General features: G+C 72.4%; 17 protein-coding genes. 3 read left to right on the top strand and 14 right to left on the bottom strand.

All coding sequences use genetic code 11. The features are described 5' to 3' along the window. Positions 1-47: 47 nt before the first annotated feature. The 6 genes from hemB to AB0J21_RS16920 form a co-directional block, all read right to left on the bottom strand. Entirely contained in the window at positions 48-1,040 is a 993-nt protein-coding gene (hemB, locus tag AB0J21_RS16945; RefSeq protein ID WP_363146762.1) for a porphobilinogen synthase, read from the bottom strand. Then, complete coding sequence (locus AB0J21_RS16940; protein ID WP_363146761.1) at positions 1,037-2,701, bottom strand: bifunctional uroporphyrinogen-III C-methyltransferase/uroporphyrinogen-III synthase; 1,665 nt, start codon at positions 2,699-2,701, stop codon at positions 1,037-1,039. Before AB0J21_RS16940 ends, hemB begins: the two co-directional genes overlap by 4 nt. Continuing rightward, on the bottom strand, positions 2,698-3,681 hold the full coding sequence (gene hemC, locus AB0J21_RS16935; protein ID WP_363146760.1) for a hydroxymethylbilane synthase: 984 nt from the start codon (positions 3,679-3,681) through the stop codon (positions 2,698-2,700). The genes AB0J21_RS16940 and hemC overlap by 4 nt, the downstream gene beginning before the upstream one ends. Further along, a complete protein-coding gene (locus tag AB0J21_RS16930; RefSeq protein WP_363146759.1) occupies positions 3,678-5,048 on the bottom strand; it encodes a glutamyl-tRNA reductase in 1,371 nt (456 codons plus the stop codon). Before AB0J21_RS16930 ends, hemC begins: the two co-directional genes overlap by 4 nt. Further along, a complete protein-coding gene (locus tag AB0J21_RS16925) occupies positions 5,045-5,872 on the bottom strand; it encodes a redox-sensing transcriptional repressor Rex (RefSeq protein ID WP_363146758.1) in 828 nt (275 codons plus the stop codon). The genes AB0J21_RS16930 and AB0J21_RS16925 overlap by 4 nt, the downstream gene beginning before the upstream one ends. Positions 5,873-6,262: 390 nt before the next feature. After that, on the bottom strand, positions 6,263-6,550 hold the full coding sequence (locus AB0J21_RS16920) for a glutaredoxin family protein (RefSeq protein WP_363146757.1): 288 nt from the start codon (positions 6,548-6,550) through the stop codon (positions 6,263-6,265). Between the two features lie 83 nt (positions 6,551-6,633). Here AB0J21_RS16920 and AB0J21_RS16915 point away from each other — a divergent pair, with 83 nt between their 5' ends. From AB0J21_RS16915 to AB0J21_RS16905, 3 genes are all read left to right on the top strand, one after another. Next, positions 6,634-7,587 carry an HAD-IB family hydrolase gene (locus AB0J21_RS16915; RefSeq protein WP_363146756.1) on the top strand — a complete coding sequence of 318 codons (954 nt, stop codon included), beginning with the start codon at positions 6,634-6,636 and terminating at the stop codon, positions 7,585-7,587. Between the two features lie 451 nt (positions 7,588-8,038). Continuing rightward, a complete protein-coding gene (locus AB0J21_RS16910) occupies positions 8,039-8,812 on the top strand; it encodes an ECF subfamily RNA polymerase sigma factor, BldN family (protein WP_363146755.1) in 774 nt (257 codons plus the stop codon). A 275-nt stretch (positions 8,813-9,087) separates the two neighbouring features. After that, on the top strand, positions 9,088-10,404 hold the full coding sequence (locus tag AB0J21_RS16905) for a DUF5667 domain-containing protein (protein ID WP_363146754.1): 1,317 nt from the start codon (positions 9,088-9,090) through the stop codon (positions 10,402-10,404). A 92-nt stretch (positions 10,405-10,496) separates the two neighbouring features. Here AB0J21_RS16905 and AB0J21_RS16900 read toward each other — a convergent pair whose 3' ends face one another. From AB0J21_RS16900 to AB0J21_RS16865, 8 genes are all read right to left on the bottom strand, one after another. Further along, positions 10,497-11,546 carry a lysophospholipid acyltransferase family protein gene (locus AB0J21_RS16900; protein WP_363146753.1) on the bottom strand — a complete coding sequence of 350 codons (1,050 nt, stop codon included), beginning with the start codon at positions 11,544-11,546 and terminating at the stop codon, positions 10,497-10,499. Positions 11,547-11,559: 13 nt separating this feature from the next. Continuing rightward, positions 11,560-12,627, bottom strand: coding sequence for an NAD-dependent epimerase/dehydratase family protein (locus AB0J21_RS16895; protein ID WP_363146751.1), 1,068 nt, complete (start codon positions 12,625-12,627; stop codon positions 11,560-11,562). Positions 12,628-12,851: 224 nt separating this feature from the next. After that, a complete protein-coding gene (locus AB0J21_RS16890; protein ID WP_003948845.1) occupies positions 12,852-12,950 on the bottom strand; it encodes an AURKAIP1/COX24 domain-containing protein in 99 nt (32 codons plus the stop codon). Positions 12,951-13,103: 153 nt separating this feature from the next. Further along, the gene (locus tag AB0J21_RS16885) at positions 13,104-13,316 is read right to left on the bottom strand and encodes a helix-turn-helix domain-containing protein (protein WP_363146750.1); all 213 of its coding nucleotides are present in this window, start codon (positions 13,314-13,316) and stop codon (positions 13,104-13,106) included. A gap of 128 nt (positions 13,317-13,444) precedes the next feature. Beyond that, complete coding sequence (locus AB0J21_RS16880) at positions 13,445-14,278, bottom strand: phosphatase (protein ID WP_363146749.1); 834 nt, start codon at positions 14,276-14,278, stop codon at positions 13,445-13,447. Between the two features lie 241 nt (positions 14,279-14,519). After that, positions 14,520-15,692, bottom strand: a complete 1,173-nt coding sequence (locus tag AB0J21_RS16875) for an acetoin utilization protein AcuC (protein ID WP_363146748.1) — start codon at positions 15,690-15,692, stop codon at positions 14,520-14,522. Beyond that, positions 15,661-16,869 carry an MFS transporter gene (locus tag AB0J21_RS16870; RefSeq protein WP_363146747.1) on the bottom strand — a complete coding sequence of 403 codons (1,209 nt, stop codon included), beginning with the start codon at positions 16,867-16,869 and terminating at the stop codon, positions 15,661-15,663. The genes AB0J21_RS16875 and AB0J21_RS16870 overlap by 32 nt, the downstream gene beginning before the upstream one ends. A gap of 41 nt (positions 16,870-16,910) precedes the next feature. Further along, positions 16,911-17,564, bottom strand: coding sequence for an HAD family hydrolase (locus AB0J21_RS16865; RefSeq protein WP_363146746.1), 654 nt, complete (start codon positions 17,562-17,564; stop codon positions 16,911-16,913). Positions 17,565-17,726 lie beyond the last annotated feature (162 nt).

Here is a 17,726-nt window from a genome sequence, read left to right as displayed (position 1 = left end):
GGCCCGGCTCCCCCAAGGGAACCGGGCCCGGCATCACGACGGGAAAGTCACCTCAGCTTCCGGGCGACCTCCACCGCCCAGTACGTGAGGATGTTGCGCGCCCCGGCCCGCTTGATGCCGAGCAGGGCCTCCAGGATCGCGCTGTCGCGGTCGATCCAGCCCTTCTCGGCGGCGGCCTCGATCATCGCGTACTCGCCGGAGATCTGGTACGCGACGACCGGTACGTCACTGGCCTCGGCGATCTTCGCGAGGATGTCGAGGTAGGGGCCGGCCGGCTTGACCATGACCATGTCGGCGCCCTCCTGGAGGTCGAGCGCCAGCTCCCGCAGGGACTCCGCGACGTTCGCCGGGTCCTGCTGGTACGTCTTGCGGTCGCCCTGGAGGGAGGAGCCGACGGCCTCGCGGAACGGGCCGAAGAAGGCCGAGGAGTACTTCACGGTGTACGCGAGGATCGACACGTCCTCGTGGCCGGTCTGGTCCAGCGCGTCCCTGATGACGCCGACCTGGCCGTCCATCATGCCGCTCGGGCCCACCACGTGGGCCCCCGCGTCGGCCTGGACCTGCGCCATCTCCGCGTACCGCTCCAGGGTGGCGTCGTTGTCGACCCGGCCCTTCGCGTCGAGGACCCCGCAGTGGCCGTGGTCGGTGAACTCGTCCAGGCACAGGTCGGACATGACGAGCAGCTCGTCGCCGACCTCCGCGCGCACGTCCCGCAGCGCCTGCTGGAGGATGCCGTCGGGGTCGGTCCCGGCCGAGCCCGTCGCGTCCTTCTTCGACTCCTCCGGCACCCCGAACAGCATGATCCCCGAGACGCCCGCCTCGACCGCCTCGACGGCGGCCTTGCGCAGGGTGTCGCGGGTGTGCTGGACGACGCCCGGCATCGACGCGATCGGCACCGGCGCGTCGATGCCCTCACGGACGAAGGCCGGAAGGATCAGGTCCGCGGGGTGCAGCCGCGTCTGCGCGACCATGCGGCGCATCGTCGCCGTCGTCCGCAGCCGGCGCGGCCGCACCCCGGGGAAACTTCCGTACTCACTCATGACGTGCTGCGCCTCCTGCGTGAGCCCGGGCGCCGCTCGCTCGGGCGAGTGACCGTTTCACCGGCCTCGACGGCGGCGAGCCTGCGCCGCGTCCCGAAGTCCGCGAGCGCCGCCGCGAGCTTCGCCACCGAGGGCTCCGGCGCCATGACGTCGACCCGCAGCCCGTGCTCCTCCGCCGTCTTCGCGGTGGCCGGGCCGATACAGGCGATGACGGTGACGTTGTGCGGCTTGCCCGCGATGCCGACCAGGTTGCGCACGGTGCTCGACGAGGTGAACAGCACCGCGTCGAAACCGCCGCCCTTGATCGCCTCCCGCGTGTCGGCCGGCGGCGGCGAGGCGCGCACCGTCCGGTACGCGGTCACGTCGTCGACCTCCCAGCCCAGCTCGATGAGCCCGGCCACCAGCGTCTCCGTGGCGATGTCGGCGCGCGGCAGGAACACCCGGTCGATCGGGTCGAAGACCGGGTCGTAGGGCGGCCAGTCCTCCAGCAGCCCCGCGGCCGACTGCTCACCGCTCGGCGTCAGGTCCGGCTTCACACCGAAGGCGATGAGCGCGTCCGCGGTCTGCTCGCCGACCGCCGCGACCTTGATCCCGGCGAAGGCCCGCGCGTCGAGCCCGTACTCCTCGAACTTCTCCCGCACCGCCTTCACCGCGTTGACGGAGGTGAAGGCGATCCACTCGTAGCGCCCGGTGACCAGGCCCTTGACGGCCCGCTCCATCTGCTGCGGGGTGCGCGGCGGCTCGACCGCGATGGTCGGCACCTCGTGCGGCACCGCGCCGTAGGACCGCAGCTGGTCGGACAGCGACTGCGACTGCTCCTTGGTGCGCGGCACCAGGACCCGCCAGCCGAACAGCGGCTTCGACTCGAACCACGACAGCTGATCGCGCTGCGCGGGCGCCGAACGCTCCCCGACGACGGCTATCACCGGCTGGCCGCCGTCCGGCGAGGGCAGCACCTTCGCCTGCTTGAGGACCTGCGCGACCGAACCGAGCGTCGCCGACCAGGTGCGCTGCCGCGTCGTCGTACCGGCGATGGTCAGCGACATGGGGGTGTCCGGCTTGCGGCCGGCCGCCACCAGCTCCCCGGCGGCCCGCGCCGCCGAGTCCAGCGTCGTCGAGACGACGACCGTGCCGTCGCTCGCGCCGACCTCGGTCCAGCAGCGGTCCGAGGCGGAGGCCGCGTCCACGAAGCGGACGTCGGTGCCCTGCGCGTCCCGCAGCGGCACCCCGGCGTAGGCAGGGACCCCGACGGCGGCCGCGATGCCCGGCACCACCTCGAAGGGGATGCCCTCGGCGGCGCAGGCCAGCATCTCGTCGGCGGCGTTGGTGTCCAGTCCCGGGTCCCCGGTGACCGCGCGCACCACCCGCCTGCCGCCGCGGGCGGCCTGCATGACAAGATTGGCGGCGTCACCGATACCGGGCACACCGGCGGCGGTTGACGCCTCGTCAGACAGGTGCGGTGCGTCCGCGTCGCCGCGCGCGTGCACCCGTACGACATCGAGTACCCGCGGTTCGGCGATCAGTACGTCGGCCGCGGCCAGCGCCTCCACGGCGCGCAGTGTCAGCAGTCCCGGGTCACCGGGACCGGCACCGAGGAAGGTGACGTGCCCGGATGCCGCCTGTACGGAGGCGACCGGAAGTGCGGAGGTGGTGGGGCTCAAAGTGCTCGCTCCCCCATCAGGCCGGCCGCGCCCTTCGCCAGCATCTCGGCGGCGAGTTCCGCGCCGAGCGCCGTCGCCTCCTGATGCGTGCGGGGGACGGGACCGGTGGTGGTCAGCTGCACCAGCTCGGAGCCGTCGGTCGTGCCGACGACGCCGCGCAGGCGCATTTCGGTGGCAGTGGTGGTGGTTTGCTGCCCGTCGGCCAGCAGGTCGGCCAGCGCGCCCACAGGGGCGCTGCAACCGGCCTCCAGGGCGGCGAGCAGAGCGCGTTCGGCGGTCACGGCGGCCCGCGTGAACGGGTCGTCGAGCCGCGCCAGCGCGTCGGGGAGCGAGAGACCGTCCACCGTGTGGCCGGTCACGCACTCCACCGCGAGGGCCCCCTGGCCGGGGGCGGGCAGGAGGGTGTCGGCCGGCAGGTAACCGGTCACGTCCCCGGACCTGCCGAGCCGGTGGAGTCCGGCGGCGGCGAGGACGACCGCGTCCAGTTCCCCGCTGCGGACGTATCCGATCCGCGTGTCGACGTTGCCGCGGATCGGGACCGTCTCGATCGTGAGGCCGTGGCTGCGCGCGTAGGCGTTCAGCTGGGCCGCGCGGCGCGGCGAGCCGGTACCGATCCGCGCACCGCGCGGCAGCTCGTCGAGGCCGAGTCCGTCGCGGGCCACCAGCGCGTCGCGCGGGTCCTCCCGCTTCGGCATCGCCGCGACGACCAGGCCGTCCGGCTGCGTGGTCGGCAGGTCCTTCAGCGAGTGCACGGCGAAGTCCACGTCACCGCGCAGCAGCGCGTCGCGCAGCGCGGTGACGAAGACCCCCGTACCGCCGATCCGCGCGAGATGCTCGCGCGAGGTGTCGCCGTACGTCGTGATCTCCACGAGTTCGACGGGCCTGCCCGTCACCTCGCGCACGGCATCGGCCACAAGTCCGGACTGGGCCATGGCGAGTTTGCTTCGCCTGGTGCCGAGCCGGAGTGGCTTGTCGGTCATGACCGCCCTCGATTCGGGTCGTCTGTACTGCTCGCGTCGGCCCGGCTGACGGCGGCCACCGTCTGCGGGTCGAGGTCGAAGAGCGTGCGCAGCGCGTCCGCGTACCCGGCGCCGCCGGGTTCGCTCGCGAGCTGCTTCACCCGCACGGTGGGTGCGTGCAGGAGCTTGTCGACGACGCGGCGCACGGTCTGCGTGATCTCCGCGCGCTCCTTGTCGTCGAGTCCGGGCAACCGGCCGCGCAGACGCGCCATTTCGGCGTCCACGAGATCGGCGGCCATGGTGCGCAGCGCCACCACGGTGGGCGTGATGTGCGCGGCTCGCTGGGCGGCGCCGAAGGCGTCCACCTCGTGCGAGACGATGGAGCGGACCTGTTCCACGTCGGCGGCCATCGGGGCGTCGGCGCTCGCCGCGGCGAGCGACTCGATGTCCACGAGGCGGACGTGGTCGAGGCGGTGGGCGGCCGCGTCGATGTCCCGGGGCATGGCCAGGTCGAGCAGGGCGAGGGGCCGCGTGGCGCGGCCGGCCGTCGCGGCCTCGATGGCCTGCGCGGGCAGTACGAGCCCGGTGGCCCCGGTGCAGGAGACCACGACGTCGACCCGGGAGAGTTCCTCGACGGCCTCGGCGATGGGCACGGCGCGGGCCGAGACCCCGGTGGAGCCGGGCTCGGTGAGGATCGCGACGAGCCGTTCTGCGCGCCCCGGCGTCCGGTTGGCGACGACGACCTCCTCGACCCCGGCCCGGGCCAGGGTCGCGGCGGCCAGCGAGGACATCGATCCGGCGCCGATGACCAGCGCCCGCTTGCCCTTCGCCCAGTCGGCCACGGCCTGGCCCGCCGGGTCCCCGGCCGCGAGCTGTTCGAGGCCGAAGGTCACGAGGGACTGTCCGGCGCGGTCGATCCCGGTCTCGCTGTGGGCCCGCTTGCCGACCCGGAGCGCCTTCTGGAACAGGTCGTTGAGCAGCCGGCCCGCGGTGTGCGTCTCCTGGGCGCGCGCGAGGGCGTCCTTGATCTGCCCGAGGATCTGCCCCTCGCCGACCACCATGGAGTCGAGGCCGCAGGCCACCGAGAACAGGTGGTGGACGGCCCGGTCCTCGTAGTGCACGTAAAGATAAGGAGTCAGCTCGTCCAGGCCCACGCCGCAGTGCTGAGCGAGCAGCGTCGACATCTCGGCGACGCCCGCGTGGAACTTGTCCACGTCGGTGTACAGCTCGATGCGGTTGCAGGTCGCGAGGACGGCGGCCTCACCGGCCGGTTCGGCGGCGAGCGCGTCCTGGAGCAGCTTCGACTGGGACTCGGCGTTGAGCGAGGCGCGTTCCAGCACGCTGACGGGAGCGCTGCGGTGGCTCAGTCCGACGACGAGGAGACTCATGCCGGCATCACGGCGGGTACGTCCCCGTCGGGTCCCTTGCGGTCGGCGTCCTCGTCCACCGGGGCGGAGGAGGGGCGGGTCTCCTTGGCGGCGACCCCGCTGACCGCGGTGGTGGCCCCGCTCTGCACGGCGGCCTCGACGCCCTCCCCGTCGGCGTTCTCCTCGCCGGCCTTGCGCTGCTCGTGGAAGGCGAGGATCTGCAGCTCGATGGAGAGGTCGACCTTGCGTACGTCGACGCCCTCGGGGACGACGAGCACGGTGGGCGCGAAGTTGAGGATGGAGGTCACTCCGGCGGCGACGAACCGGTCGCACACCTGCTGGGCCGCGCCGGCCGGGGTGGCGATGACACCGATCGAGACGCTCTGGTCCCGGACGATGGACTCCAGTTCGTCGATGTGCTGCACCGGCATCCCGGCGACCGGCTTGCCGACCAGGGCGGCGTCGGCGTCGACCAGGGCCGCGACCCGGAACCCGCGCGAGGCGAACCCGCCGTAATTGGCGAGCGCGGCGCCGAGGTTGCCGATGCCGACCATCACGATCGGCCAGTCCTGGGTGAGCCCCAGCTCACGGGAGATCTGGTACACGAGGTACTCGACGTCGTACCCGACCCCGCGGGTGCCGTAGGAACCGAGGTACGAGAAGTCCTTGCGCAGCTTCGCGGAGTTGACCCCGGCCGCGGCGGCCAGTTCCTCGGAGGAGACCGTGGGTACCGAGCGTTCCGACAGTGCGTTGAGCGCTCGGAGGTACAGCGGAAGCCTGGCGACGGTGGCCTCGGGAATTCCTCGGCTGCGGGTCGCCGGTCGGTGAGTTCGGCCAGTTGCCACGGTGCTCCTGCGGGTAGAGCGGGGCTCTGGGCGGTCAGATGTCCCAGGACCGCCCCGTCGACAGCAGGCTATGTCTTTGTGAACGCGTGCACAAAGATGGTGTCCGTTTTGTCCACCCAAAGTGATGGGGGTCACGCACCGGTTCCGCCCGCGAAGGGAACCGGTGGTGCGCGGGCGCACCGAGGGACCGAGGGGGGCCACGACCGACACCTTTCCGCAGGATTCGTGCGTTTTGTACCCCCGAGCCAAACGTATCCATGGTACCGGCAGCACCGCCCTCCACCGCCCCATCGCTTCCTCCCCAGTCCGTCCGGCGGCCGGGGACGCGGGAGGGGGGCGCGGGGCCCGTCCGGCGTTCGAGGGCACGGCCGTGGCCGTGATGGTGCCCCTCTACCCCAGCGCCCGCCGCAACCGTTCCGCGTCCACCTTCCAGAACGTGTGCTGCTCGCCGTCCACCAGCACCACCGGAATCTGCTCCCAGTACTTCCGGTACAGCTTCTCGTCCTGAGAGATGTCCCACGTCTCCCACCGTGCCCCGCTCTGCGCGCACACCCGCGCGACGACCGCCTCGGCGTCGTCGCACAGATGGCACCCCGGCTTCCGCACGAGGGTGACCACGCGCTCGGCGGCGGGACGGGAGGGGCGCGGACGGCCGGAGCGGCTGAAGAGGGGGCTCATGCCCTCCATTCTCACCGCCGTCCGCGGCACCCCCGCTTCTCCCCGTCGGCGTGACACCCGCGCGACTGGCTATGCTCGACGGCATGGCCGCTTTCGGATGGCTCACCCCTCGCAGGCGCCCCGCCACGGCCCGCAGCGTACTGGCGGGCGAGGCCGCGGCCGAGGCGGCGCGCAAGAACGAACAGGCCGCCGAGCAGGCCGAGGCCGCCGCCCGCGAGGCGGCGGCACAACCCGCCCCGGACGAACCCGTCTTCCCGGTCGTCGGCGACGAGAAGGCCGCCGCGTTCTTCGACCTGGACAACACGGTGATGCAGGGCGCGACGCTCTTCCACTTCGGCAAGGGCCTCTACAAGCGCCGCTTCTTCGAGCGCCGCGAACTCGTCCGCTTCGCCTGGCAGCAGGCGTGGTTCAGGCTCGCCGGCGTCGAGGACGCGGGCCACATGCAGGACGCCCAGGACAGCGCGCTGTCCATCGTCAAGGGCCGCCGCGTGGCCGAACTCACCTCCATCGGCGAGGAGATCTACGACGAGTACCTCGCCGACCGCATCTGGCCCGGCACCCGCGCGCTCGCGCAGGCCCACCTCGACGCGGGCCAGAAGGTGTGGCTCGTGACGGCCGCCCCGGTCGAGACCGCCACGATCATCGCGCGCCGGCTCGGCCTGACCGGCGCCCTCGGCACCGTCGCGGAGTCCGTGGACGGCGTCTACACCGGGCGCCTGGTCGGCGAACCCCTGCACGGCCCGGCGAAGGCCGAGGCGGTGCGCGCCCTGGCCGCCGCCGAGAACCTCGACCTCGACCGCTGCGCCGCGTACAGCGACTCGTACAACGACGTCCCGATGCTCTCGCTCGTCGGACATCCGTATGCGATCAATCCTGACGCGAAACTGCGCAAGTACGCCCGCGAGCACGAGTGGCGACTGCGTGATTACCGCACCGGCCGCAAGGCCGTGCGCGTCGGCATTCCCGCGGCCGCCGGAGTCGGCGCGGTGGCCGGCGGAACGGCCGCCGCGATCGCCCTGCACCGCCGCCGCGCCTGACCCGGCACGCCGCCACCGGCCCCCGGAACCCACCCCCGCCCCAAGAGCCCCGCACGTCAGAGGCGCTTTTCCGGGCGGCACCCGGCATCGTCACGGAGCGTGAAGCCCGCCCCGGAGCAGGCCAATCGGACGTCATACCCCCGCCCGTTGCCGGGCAGTCACCGCACGCCGACTCGGCCACAACACGAACCCGGCCCTGACCGAAAACGTGCCGCTTCTGTCAACAACCGTGCAATTTATGGCCATTGACCGGTGCCAACTCGGTAAGAGAAACGACGTAACCGATGATTTGAGCAACTCGGTGTAGCGCCGCCTGTACGAAGCGTTATTCTCCTCAGACGCAAACCGGGCCCCTGCCACCAGCACGCTGAGTGAAGAGACTGAGTGACGGATGACGCTGACGACAGGGCCCCGGACTGCACGTGATGGAAGCTCTGCCTCTGGGAGTCCCGTGTACCCACACGTCGGGGTTGACGCCTCGGGCCTGGCTACGCTCCGCGCCTCGGTCGTCGACCGTCTGCGCGGTTTCGTCCCCACCGCGTTCGCCGCGCCCGTCTTCGCCACCCCAGCGCCCGCCCGCCCGTGCTACGCCCTGGCCGAGGGGAGCACCGCCGTCGGGAGACGAGGCCGGTCCGCCGCCCCGAGCGCCACCGCCCGGCGCCCCGCGGCCGACAGTGACAGTGCCCGCATGATGGAGCTGGTGGAGCGCGCCCAGGGAGGGGAGGCCGACGCCTTCGGACGCCTCTACGACCAGTACAGCGACACCGTCTACCGCTACATCTACTACCGCGTCGGAGGCAAGGCGACCGCCGAGGACCTGACGAGCGAGACCTTCCTGCGCGCCCTGCGCAGGATCGGCACCTTCACCTGGCAGGGCCGCGACTTCGGCGCCTGGCTCGTGACGATCGCCCGCAACCTGGTCGCCGACCACTTCAAGTCCAGCCGCTTCCGGCTGGAGGTGACGACCGGCGAGATGCTCGACGCCAACGAGGTGGAGCGCAGCCCCGAGGACTCCGTCCTGGAGTCGCTCTCCAACGCCGCCCTGCTGGACGCCGTGCGCCGCCTCAACCCGCAGCAGCAGGAGTGCGTGACCCTGCGCTTCCTCCAGGGCCTCTCGGTCGCCGAGACCGCCCGGGTCATGGGCAAGAACGAGGGCGCGATCAAGACGCTCCAGTACCGTGCCGTACGCACCCTCGCCCGCCTGCTCCCCGAAGACGCCCGCTGACCCGGCCCCCGGGCCACCTCCAGGACCGTGACCCCTCACCCCCGGCGGCCCGGCGACCACGCTCGCCGCACACCCAGGGCGATCGCTCCGGCACGTTCGGTGATACTTGCCGATTCGGGGCCGCAGGTTCGCGCTCCGTCCGTAACCCATGTGCCGAGACCGTCGTTGTCCGGGATGCAGGCTCCCCGCGGTCACGCCGCCTCCGCACCCGTGGAGGCAGCCCCCACCAGGACCTCCTGGGGAGCCGATCGTCATGACGAGAGGAGGTGCCGCCAGTGATCGCGAACGTATCGGCGCATCGGCGGGCGAACGCCTTCGCCCAGGCTCTGGACGAGCGGCCCGACCCGGGCCTCGCGGCACAGCAGGGCACCGATCCGGCCGAGACGGGCGAGCGGAGCCGGATGCTCACGCTCGCCACCGGACTCGGCGAGCTGCCGTCCCCCGAGATGGACCCGGAGGTCAAGGTCGTCCAGCGGGCGCAGCTCGTGGCCGCGATGGAGGCCATGCTGCGCGAGGGCACCGTCCCCGAGGCGCGCGGCGCGAGCCCCTCGGTGCCCGGGCAGCGTTCCCGCAAGGGCGCCCACCGGGCGAACCCGCTGAGCAAGCTCAAGCCCCGCACCCGGCTCTCCAAGCGGCTCGCCGCCGGAGGGCTCACGGTCGGGGTGGCCGCGGGAGCCTTCGGCGGAGTCGCCGCGGCGAGCGGCGACGCCCTGCCCGGTGACTCGCTCTACGGGCTCAAGCGCGGCATGGAGGACCTCCAGCTCGGACTCGCGGGGGACGACGCCCGGCGCGGCGAGCTGCTGCTCGGCCAGGCGTCCACCCGGCTCTCCGAGGCCCGCAGACTCATGGAGCGCGACCGTGCGGGCCGCCTCGACCACGAGCAGCTGAGCGAGGTCAGACGCGCCCTGTCGGGGGTGAGGTTCGACGCCGGTGAGGGCCACCGGCTGCTCAGCAGGGCCTACGCCGAGGACAAGTCGATCGGCCACATGCAGGCCCTGTCCTCGTTCACCCGCTCCCACCGCGAGGCGTGGAGCGCGCTGCGCGACCGGCTGCCCCCGCAGCTGCTCGACGTCAGCGACGAGGTCACCTCGGTCTTCGCCGCCATAGACGATGCGGTCGACCCCCTGCGTTCACTGCTCCCGCAGTCCCCCGACGAGAAGCGCGGCACCCCCGAGCAGCCGCGCTCCCCGTCCGGCCGGACCAGCGGCGGCGCCGCCGAGGAGTCCGGGCGCGGACCGTCCTCCCCCGAGGAGTCCGGCAAGGGTCCGGCCGAGGCGGGCGGCGGGCCCTCGGGTTCGGCGGACGCCTCCGAGCCCTCCGGCGGCTCCCGGAAGGACAAGGACGGCGGTCTGCTGGGCGGCGGCGGTCTGCTCGACCCGCTCGGCAACGACCAGCACGGGTCGAAGGAGTCCCCCTCCAAGGGCTCGGAGGGTTCCTCGGGCGACGAGAACGGCGGCCAGGGCGCGGAGGGCGGCGGCTCCGGCCGGGGCCCGCTCGACAGGGCGCCCTCGGTCCCGGAGGTCACCCTCCCGCCGCTCCTGCCCGGCATACTGCCGGGGCTGGGCGTCAGCGCCGAGGACGACGACTCCTAGGCGCCCGGTCAGCAGTTCCCGTACGCGGGCGAGGGCCGCACCGATCCACTCGGTGCGGCCCTCGTCGGCGTACCGGCGCCGGCGCGGAGGGTTCAGAAGAACACCGAGCGTCGTTGCACGAGCAGCTCGTACAGCGTGTGCTGGATCTGTTCGCGGACCTGGTCGGTGAGGTTGAACATGAGCATCGGGTCGTCGGCGGCCTCGGGCGCGTAGCCGCTGGTCGGGATGGGCTCCCCGAACTGGATCGTCCACTTCGTGGGCAGCGGTACGGCGCCGAGCGGACCGAGCCAGGGGAAGGTGGGCGTGACGGGGAAGTACGGGAAGCCGAGCAGCCGGGCCACGGTCCGCGCGTTGCCGACCATGGGGTAGATCTCCTCGGCGCCGACGATCGAGCACGGCACGATGGGCACCCCGGCCCGCAGCGCCGTGGACACGAAACCGCCCCGCCCGAAGCGCTGGAGCTTGTACCGCTCCGAGAAGGGCTTGCCGAGGCCCTTGAACCCTTCGGGCATCACCCCGACCAACTCGCCCGCGTCCAGGAGCCGTTCGGCGTCCTCCGCGCAGGCGAGGGTGTGCCCGGCCTTGCGGGCCAGTTCGTTGACCACGGGCAGCATGAAGACGAGGTCGGCGGCGAGCAGCCGCAGGTGCCGGGCGGCGGGGTGCTCGTCGTGGATCGCGACCTGGAGCATCAGCCCGTCCAGCGGCAGCGTCCCCGAGTGGTTGGAGACGATGAGCGCGCCGCCCTCGGCCGAGATGTTCTCGATGCCCTTGACCTCGACCCGGAAGTACTTCTCGTACACCGGGCGCAGCAGCGACATGAGTACCTGGTCGGTGAGTTCGGCGTCGTAGCCGAAGGCGTCGACCTCGTACTCACCGGTGAGCCGGCGCCGCAGGAAGGCGAGCGAGCCCGCGAGCCTGCGCTCCCAGCCACCGGCCCGCCCCGCGTCCTCCTCCTGCGCGCGCACGGGTCCGGGCTCCGGCGCGGGCTCCGCCCGCCTCGGCGGCAGGACCGGGGCCGTCTCGCGGGACTCCGCGGCGGGCGTCGGCCGCCGGTGGGGCGGGCCGTTCCTGCGCCGTCCGGAGCGGGCCGGGCCGCCGCGCGAGCGGTCGTCGTCGAAGGGGATGACCTTGGCGTCCGCCATCGTGCTGCGCTCCTCAGGTGTTCTCGCGGCCGGCGGGGCCCCGGCCGCGTACGAGCCGGTTGCCGACGCCCGCCACCCCGTCCACGGCCCGGCCCACGACCTCGGGCGGCAGCAGCCCCGGGCCCCGCACCCGTACGTAGTCCAGGAAGGTCTCCAGGGAGGAGTACGCCGGGGCGAACCCCAGTGTCTCGCGCATCAGCGCGGTCGCGGCGACCCGGCCGTGGGTGAGCAGCCGGATCTGCTCGGGCGAGAAGTCCGTCACGCCCACCGTACGCAGCGCGGAGCCCACCCAGTTCACGGCGGGCAGCAGCACCGGCACGGTGGGGCGCCCCAGGCGCCGCGCGCACTGCGAGAGCAGGACCACGCCGTCCCCCGCGATGTTGAAGGTGCCGCTGCCGCGCGCCGATCGCTGCGGCTCCCGGCTCGCCAGGCGCAGTACGGCGACGACGTCGTCCTCGTGCACGAACTGCAGGCGCGGGTCGTAGCCGAGGACGGTGGGCAGCACCGGCAGCGCGAAGTAGCCGGCCAGCGGGGAGTCGGCGCTCGGGCCGAGGATGTTCGCGAAGCGCAGCACGCACACGGCGACGTCGGGGCGGCGCCGCGCGAAGCCGCGCACGTAGTTCTCGACCTCGACGACGTCCTTCGCGAAGCCGCCGCTGGGCAGCGACTTGGGTGGGGTCGACTCGCTGAACACGGCCGGGTCGCGGGGCGCCGAACCGTACACGGTGGTCGAGGACTTCACGACGAGCCGTCGCACGGTCGGCGACTTCTGGCAGGCGCCGAGCAGCTGCATGGTGCCGATGACGTTGGTCTCCTTGACCCCGGCCCGGCCGCCCCCGGTGAGCGCCGTCCCCGTCACGTCCATGTGCACGACGGTGTCCACGGCGTGCTCGGCCAGCACCCGCCCGATCGAGGGGCGCCGCACATCGGCCCGGACGAACTCGGCGCGGCCCAACGGGTGCTCGGGCTCCACCGCGTCGACCGCGACGACCCGCTCCACCGCCGGATCGCGCTGTATCCCGCGCACGAACCGGCCGCCGAGCCGCCGCGCCGCCCCCGTCACGAGCACGACCTTGCCCACCTTGAGCCCCGCCTGCCTTCCCGCGCCGCCGAAAAAGCCTGTGGGCGCCACCGTAGCGGGTGGGACCGGGGAGGAGGGCCGCAGGCGGACAGCGGACACACCTCGGCCCTCCCACCGCCAAGACGGTGGGAGGGCCGGGTTCACGCTTCGGCGCGTGCCGCCTCAAGTGACGGGAGCCGCCGCGCGGGCGGCCCCCGGACGTTCCCCGCTCACGCGGGGCACGCTCACTTCTTGTTGCGACGCTGAACGCGCGTGCGCTTCAGCAGCTTGCGGTGCTTCTTCTTCGCCATCCGCTTGCGCCGCTTCTTGATAACAGAGCCCACGACAACCCTCGCTCACTTCTCGGATCACCCCCGCAAAAGGCGGGGGCACTTGGTGCGGGGCTGCATGGGCCCACACGACCTACGTCGGCCTAGCCTACCCGTACCGGCTCCGAGGCCGTAATCGAGGCTGCCGGGACCGCTCTCAGGCGGTCCTCAGGCTGTCTCCACCCCCACATAGGACTCGCGAAGGTACTCGTGGACCGCCTGCTCGGGGACCCGGAAGGACCTCCCGACCCGGATGGCGGGCAGATGACCGCTGTGCACCAGGCGGTACACGGTCATCTTCGACACTCGCATCACCGAGGCGACCTCGGCGACCGTCAGGAACTGGACCTCGTTCAGAGGCCGCTCGTCAGCAGGAGCCATCACTCACCTGAACCTTCCGCACGGGACGGGCACCGGCTTCCCCTCCGGTGACTCCTCGTCGCTATGCGCTCACTCCCCAGACTAGGGGCGGGTGATGCGAGTGGGGAAGAGGAGATGTGATCCGCCGTTTACTGTGACAGACACGCTTGATTGAGTACATAGCGCGTCAGCGGTCGGTAGTAAGCGGACCGCACAGCGTCATCGAGAGGGACGGCCACGGACACCAGCCCCTCGGCCTCCCCGACGAACAGCGCGGGATCGTCGGCATCCGCCGGGCCCATGGCCTCGCACCCCAGCTGACCTGCGCCGCACACCCATCCGTGGTCCCCGATCACCAGCCCGGGAGGCGGCCCGCCGGCCTCGGCGAGCGCCGCCAGAACCGTCCGTACGGGCAGCGGGGAATGGGTGTGTACGCCCGGCTCACCACCGGCGTGCGGGGCGGTCGCGTCCCGCAGCGTCGCGACGCCCCCGACGTAGTCGAGGTGGTGGGTACGTAGACCGAACCGGGTCGTTATGTCGACACGTCTCCCCTGCGCGGGGGTGAGGACTTCACATCCCGCCGCCGACAGGGCACTCGCCAAAGTGACGTAGAACTCCAGCAACCGGTGCGGGTGCCCGGTCCCGATGAGTACCGGAATCCGCCGGTCTGCGGCTTCCCGCAGCCGCCCGGCGAAGGCCCGCAACGCGGCGAGCGTACGGTCCGGGTCGATGGTGTCGGCGCCCTCCGTGTACGAGGGATCGGCGCGCACCCCGCAGCGTTCGGCCATCAGCGCCAGGATCTCCGGCACCCCCCACCGCCCCCGCGGATCGAGCCCGAGCAACGCCCGCGGGTCCCGCGCGGCGAACTGCCGGTACCGCCGCAGACTCCCCTCCCGCCCGGTGGCCACCACTCCGGCCAGCCGCACCCGCACCAGATACTCCCGCAGCCACTCCTCCTCCCCCGGCCCACCCGCACGAGGCAACTGCCGCGGAATGAACGGCCACCCGGAAAACGACGAGGAGGACGAGGAGATCGACACCCCCCGATGCTCCCGCAGGCCCACGCCCCACGCCGGAGATAACGGAGCCCGTCCCCCGCATGGCCCAGTGACAGACGACGGCCACAAATCCAGCCCCTCCGGCGTTTGAGGAGCGGGGCCCGGGGCGGAGCCCCGAGACGCCGGCCACCCCGGACCCGCACGGCCCCGCTGAATCGGCCTCACCTCAAGGCAAAAGCCCCCGCAGGGGAAACGCCGCCCCCCGAACAGCCCGCACCGCCTGATCGATCCGGTCGGCCGGGTCGTACCCCTCCTCCCACGGCCGCCACCGCACCGGCCACCGCCCGTCCGTCATCCGCACCGGCCCGGCCTGCCGCGTCGCCGCGTACACCTGGTGCCGCCACTCCTCCGGCACCGGCTCGGCCGGGTCCACCGGCCGCCCCGCCGCGATCGCCGTCAGGTGCGCCCAGGAGCGCGGAACGACGTCCACGACCTCGTACCCGCCGCCACCGAGCGCGATCCATTTCCCGTCCGCGCAGGTGTGCGCCAGGTCGTGGCAGGCCACCTGCACGGCGCGCTGCGCGTCGAGGGAGACGGCGAGATGACCGAGCGGGTCCTCGAAGTGCGTGTCCGCCCCGTGCTGCGAGACGAGGACCTGCGGCTGGAAGTCGGCGAGCAACTCCGGTACGACGGCGTGGAAGGCCCGCAGCCAGCCCGCGTCCCCGGTACCGGCGGGCAGCGCCACGTTCACGGCGGACCCCTCGGCCTCGGCCGCCCCGGTCTCCTCGGGCCACCCGGTGTGCGGGAACAGGGTGCGCGGATGCTCGTGCAGCGAGATCGTCAGCACCCGGGGGTCCTCCCAGAACGCGGCCTGCACCCCGTCCCCGTGGTGCACGTCGACGTCGACGTACGCGACCCGTTCGGCACCCAGCTCCAGCAGCCGGGCCACGGCGAGTGCCGCGTCGTTGTACACGCAGAACCCGGAGGCCGCGCCCGGCATGGCGTGGTGCAGCCCCCCGGCGAAGTTCACGGCGTGCAGCACCTGCCCGCCCCACACGGCCTCGGCGGCCCCCACGGACTGCCCGGCGATGAGCGCGGACACCTCGTGCATCCCGGCGAAGGCCGGATCGTCGAGGGTGCCGAGTCCGTACTCGCCGCGGGCGGAACCCGGGTCGGCGGACGCGGCCTTGACCGCGTCGAGGTAGTCCTGCCGGTGCACGAGCCGCAGCGTGGACTCCCCGGCGGCCTTCGCCGCGACGACGTCGAGCCCGCTGTCGACGCCGAGGGCGGAGACGAGCTTGCGGGTCAGCGCGAGCCGTACGGGGTCCATCGGATGGCCCCGCCCGAAGTCGTAGCCCGTGACTGCGTCATCCCACATCAATTGCGCGCGGCCGCTCATGCCCGTCACCGTACCGGGCGGGGCCGGACGCGAAGGAACGGGCGTAGCCCAGCGTCAGCAGCACCAGGACGAGCGGGACGAGCATCGCGCCCCGGTAGCTCCACGCGTCGCCGAGCGCCCCGACGAGCGGGGAACCGACGAGGAACCCGACGTAGTTGAAGATGTTGAGCCGGGCCACGGCCGCGTCCGAGGCCTGCGGGAACATCCGTCCCGCGGCGGCGAAGGTCTGCGGGACGAGGACGCACAGGCCGAGGCCCAGCAGGGTGAAACCGGCCATCCCCGTCCAGGCGCCGGGCGCGAGCGCCACCACCCCGAAACCGCACGCGGCGAGCAGCGTGCCGGCCCGCACCACGAGGACCGGCCCGAACCTGCGCACCCCGAAGTCCCCGAGCGCCCGCCCGATCAGCGTCGTCACCATGTACACGTTGTAGGGGACGGTGGAGAGCTGCTCGGAGCTGCCGAGCACGTCCTGCAGGTACTTGGCGCTCCAGTTGGAGACGGTGGAGTCGCCGATGTACGCGAAGGACATGACGAGGCACAGCGGAAGCAGCATCCGGAACACCACGGCCTGCCCGCCCCCGGCCGCCTCCGCGGTGGGCGGCTGGTCCTTCGCACCGCGCGCGTCCCGGTACCAGTGGCTCGCGACGATCACGGCGGGGACGGCGACCGCGACGACCGGCAGGTACGACACGGCGAGACTGAGGTGCCAGTGCGCCCCCGCCCAGGCGAGCGAGGCCCCGAGGATGCCGCCGAGGCTGTAGACGGCGTGGAAGCCGAGCATGATGCTGCGCCCGTACTCCCGCTGGAGGCTCACCCCGAGCATGTTCATGGACGCGTCGAGGGCACCGACGCTCAGCCCGAATGCGGCCAGGCACACGGCGACTTCGGCCATCGTGTCGCCGAGGCCGACACCGAGGAGGGCGAGCAGGGCGGCCGGCTGGGACCAGCGCAGGACCCGGCTGGGCCGTACGCGCCTGACGAGCTGCTCCGTCGCGACGCTGCCGAGCCCCGCGAGGACGGGCACGGCGGCGAGGAACACCGGCAGCAGCCCGTCGGAGATCCCGTAGCGGTCCTGCACGGCGGGTATTCGTGTCACGAGAAGAGCGAAGGCGGCGCCTTGCGTGAAGAAACTGAACGCGAGCGAGGCCCTGCCGTACCGCATCCCTGCATCCGTCATGGCGGGAGCGTAGGCGGCCGGGCTACCCACCGGTAGACGGATCAGCCGAGCAGTCCGAGCAATGTGGGAAGTTCTTCCATCCGCGAGAACAGGCCGGTAACGCCAGGCAGTTGACTGCCGGGAGTCATCGCCGTAAATCCGTATACGTCCATCCCGGCGGCCTGTGCGGCCTGGACGCCGAGGGGACTGTCCTCGATGACGACGCAGCGGCCGGGGGCGACGCCCATACGTGCGGCGGCGTGCAGGAAGAGGTCGGGAGCGGGTTTGCCGCGGCCCACGTCCTGGGCGCTGAACACGAGGTCCTCGCCGAACCACCGGTCGAGCCCGGTCTTGCGGTGACCGACGCGGATGCGTTCGTGGCTCCCGGAGGAGGCGACGCAGTAGGGGGTCCCGTCCTGGTTGAGCCGCTTCAGTACGTCGACCACTCCGGGGACGGGTTCGAGCTCGCGGCGGAACGCCTCGAAGACACGGGCGTGGTACTCGTCGTCGAACCCCTCGGGCAGCCGCCGGCCCGTCCGCTCGTGCACGAGGTCGTGGACACGGTGGACGGCCCCGCCCATGTAGTCGCGCAGGGAGTCCTCGTAGCTCGTGGGATGCCCGAGTTCGGTGAGGTAGCCGGCGAGGACGGTGTTGGACAGCGGCTCACTGTCGACAAGCACCCCGTCGTTGTCGAAGATGACCAGGTCGTAGCGCATTCCGCCACCCTAAGGCGAAGGCCGACGCCGCTTTCCTGGCTTTCCCGAATCACCCCTGGAACCGAAAGGTCCGGAACGCGGAAAAGCCCCGCACCATAAAGGTGCGGGGCTTCCCCAGCAAAAATTGTTCGGCGGCGTCCTACTCTCCCACAGGGTCCCCCC

It is taken from the genome of Streptomyces sp. NPDC049954 (assembly GCF_040656295.1).
Classification (GTDB): domain Bacteria; phylum Actinomycetota; class Actinomycetes; order Streptomycetales; family Streptomycetaceae; genus Streptomyces.
The sequence above is the reverse complement of the archived record's forward strand: the minus strand, read 5'-3'. Positions and strand labels throughout refer to the sequence as shown.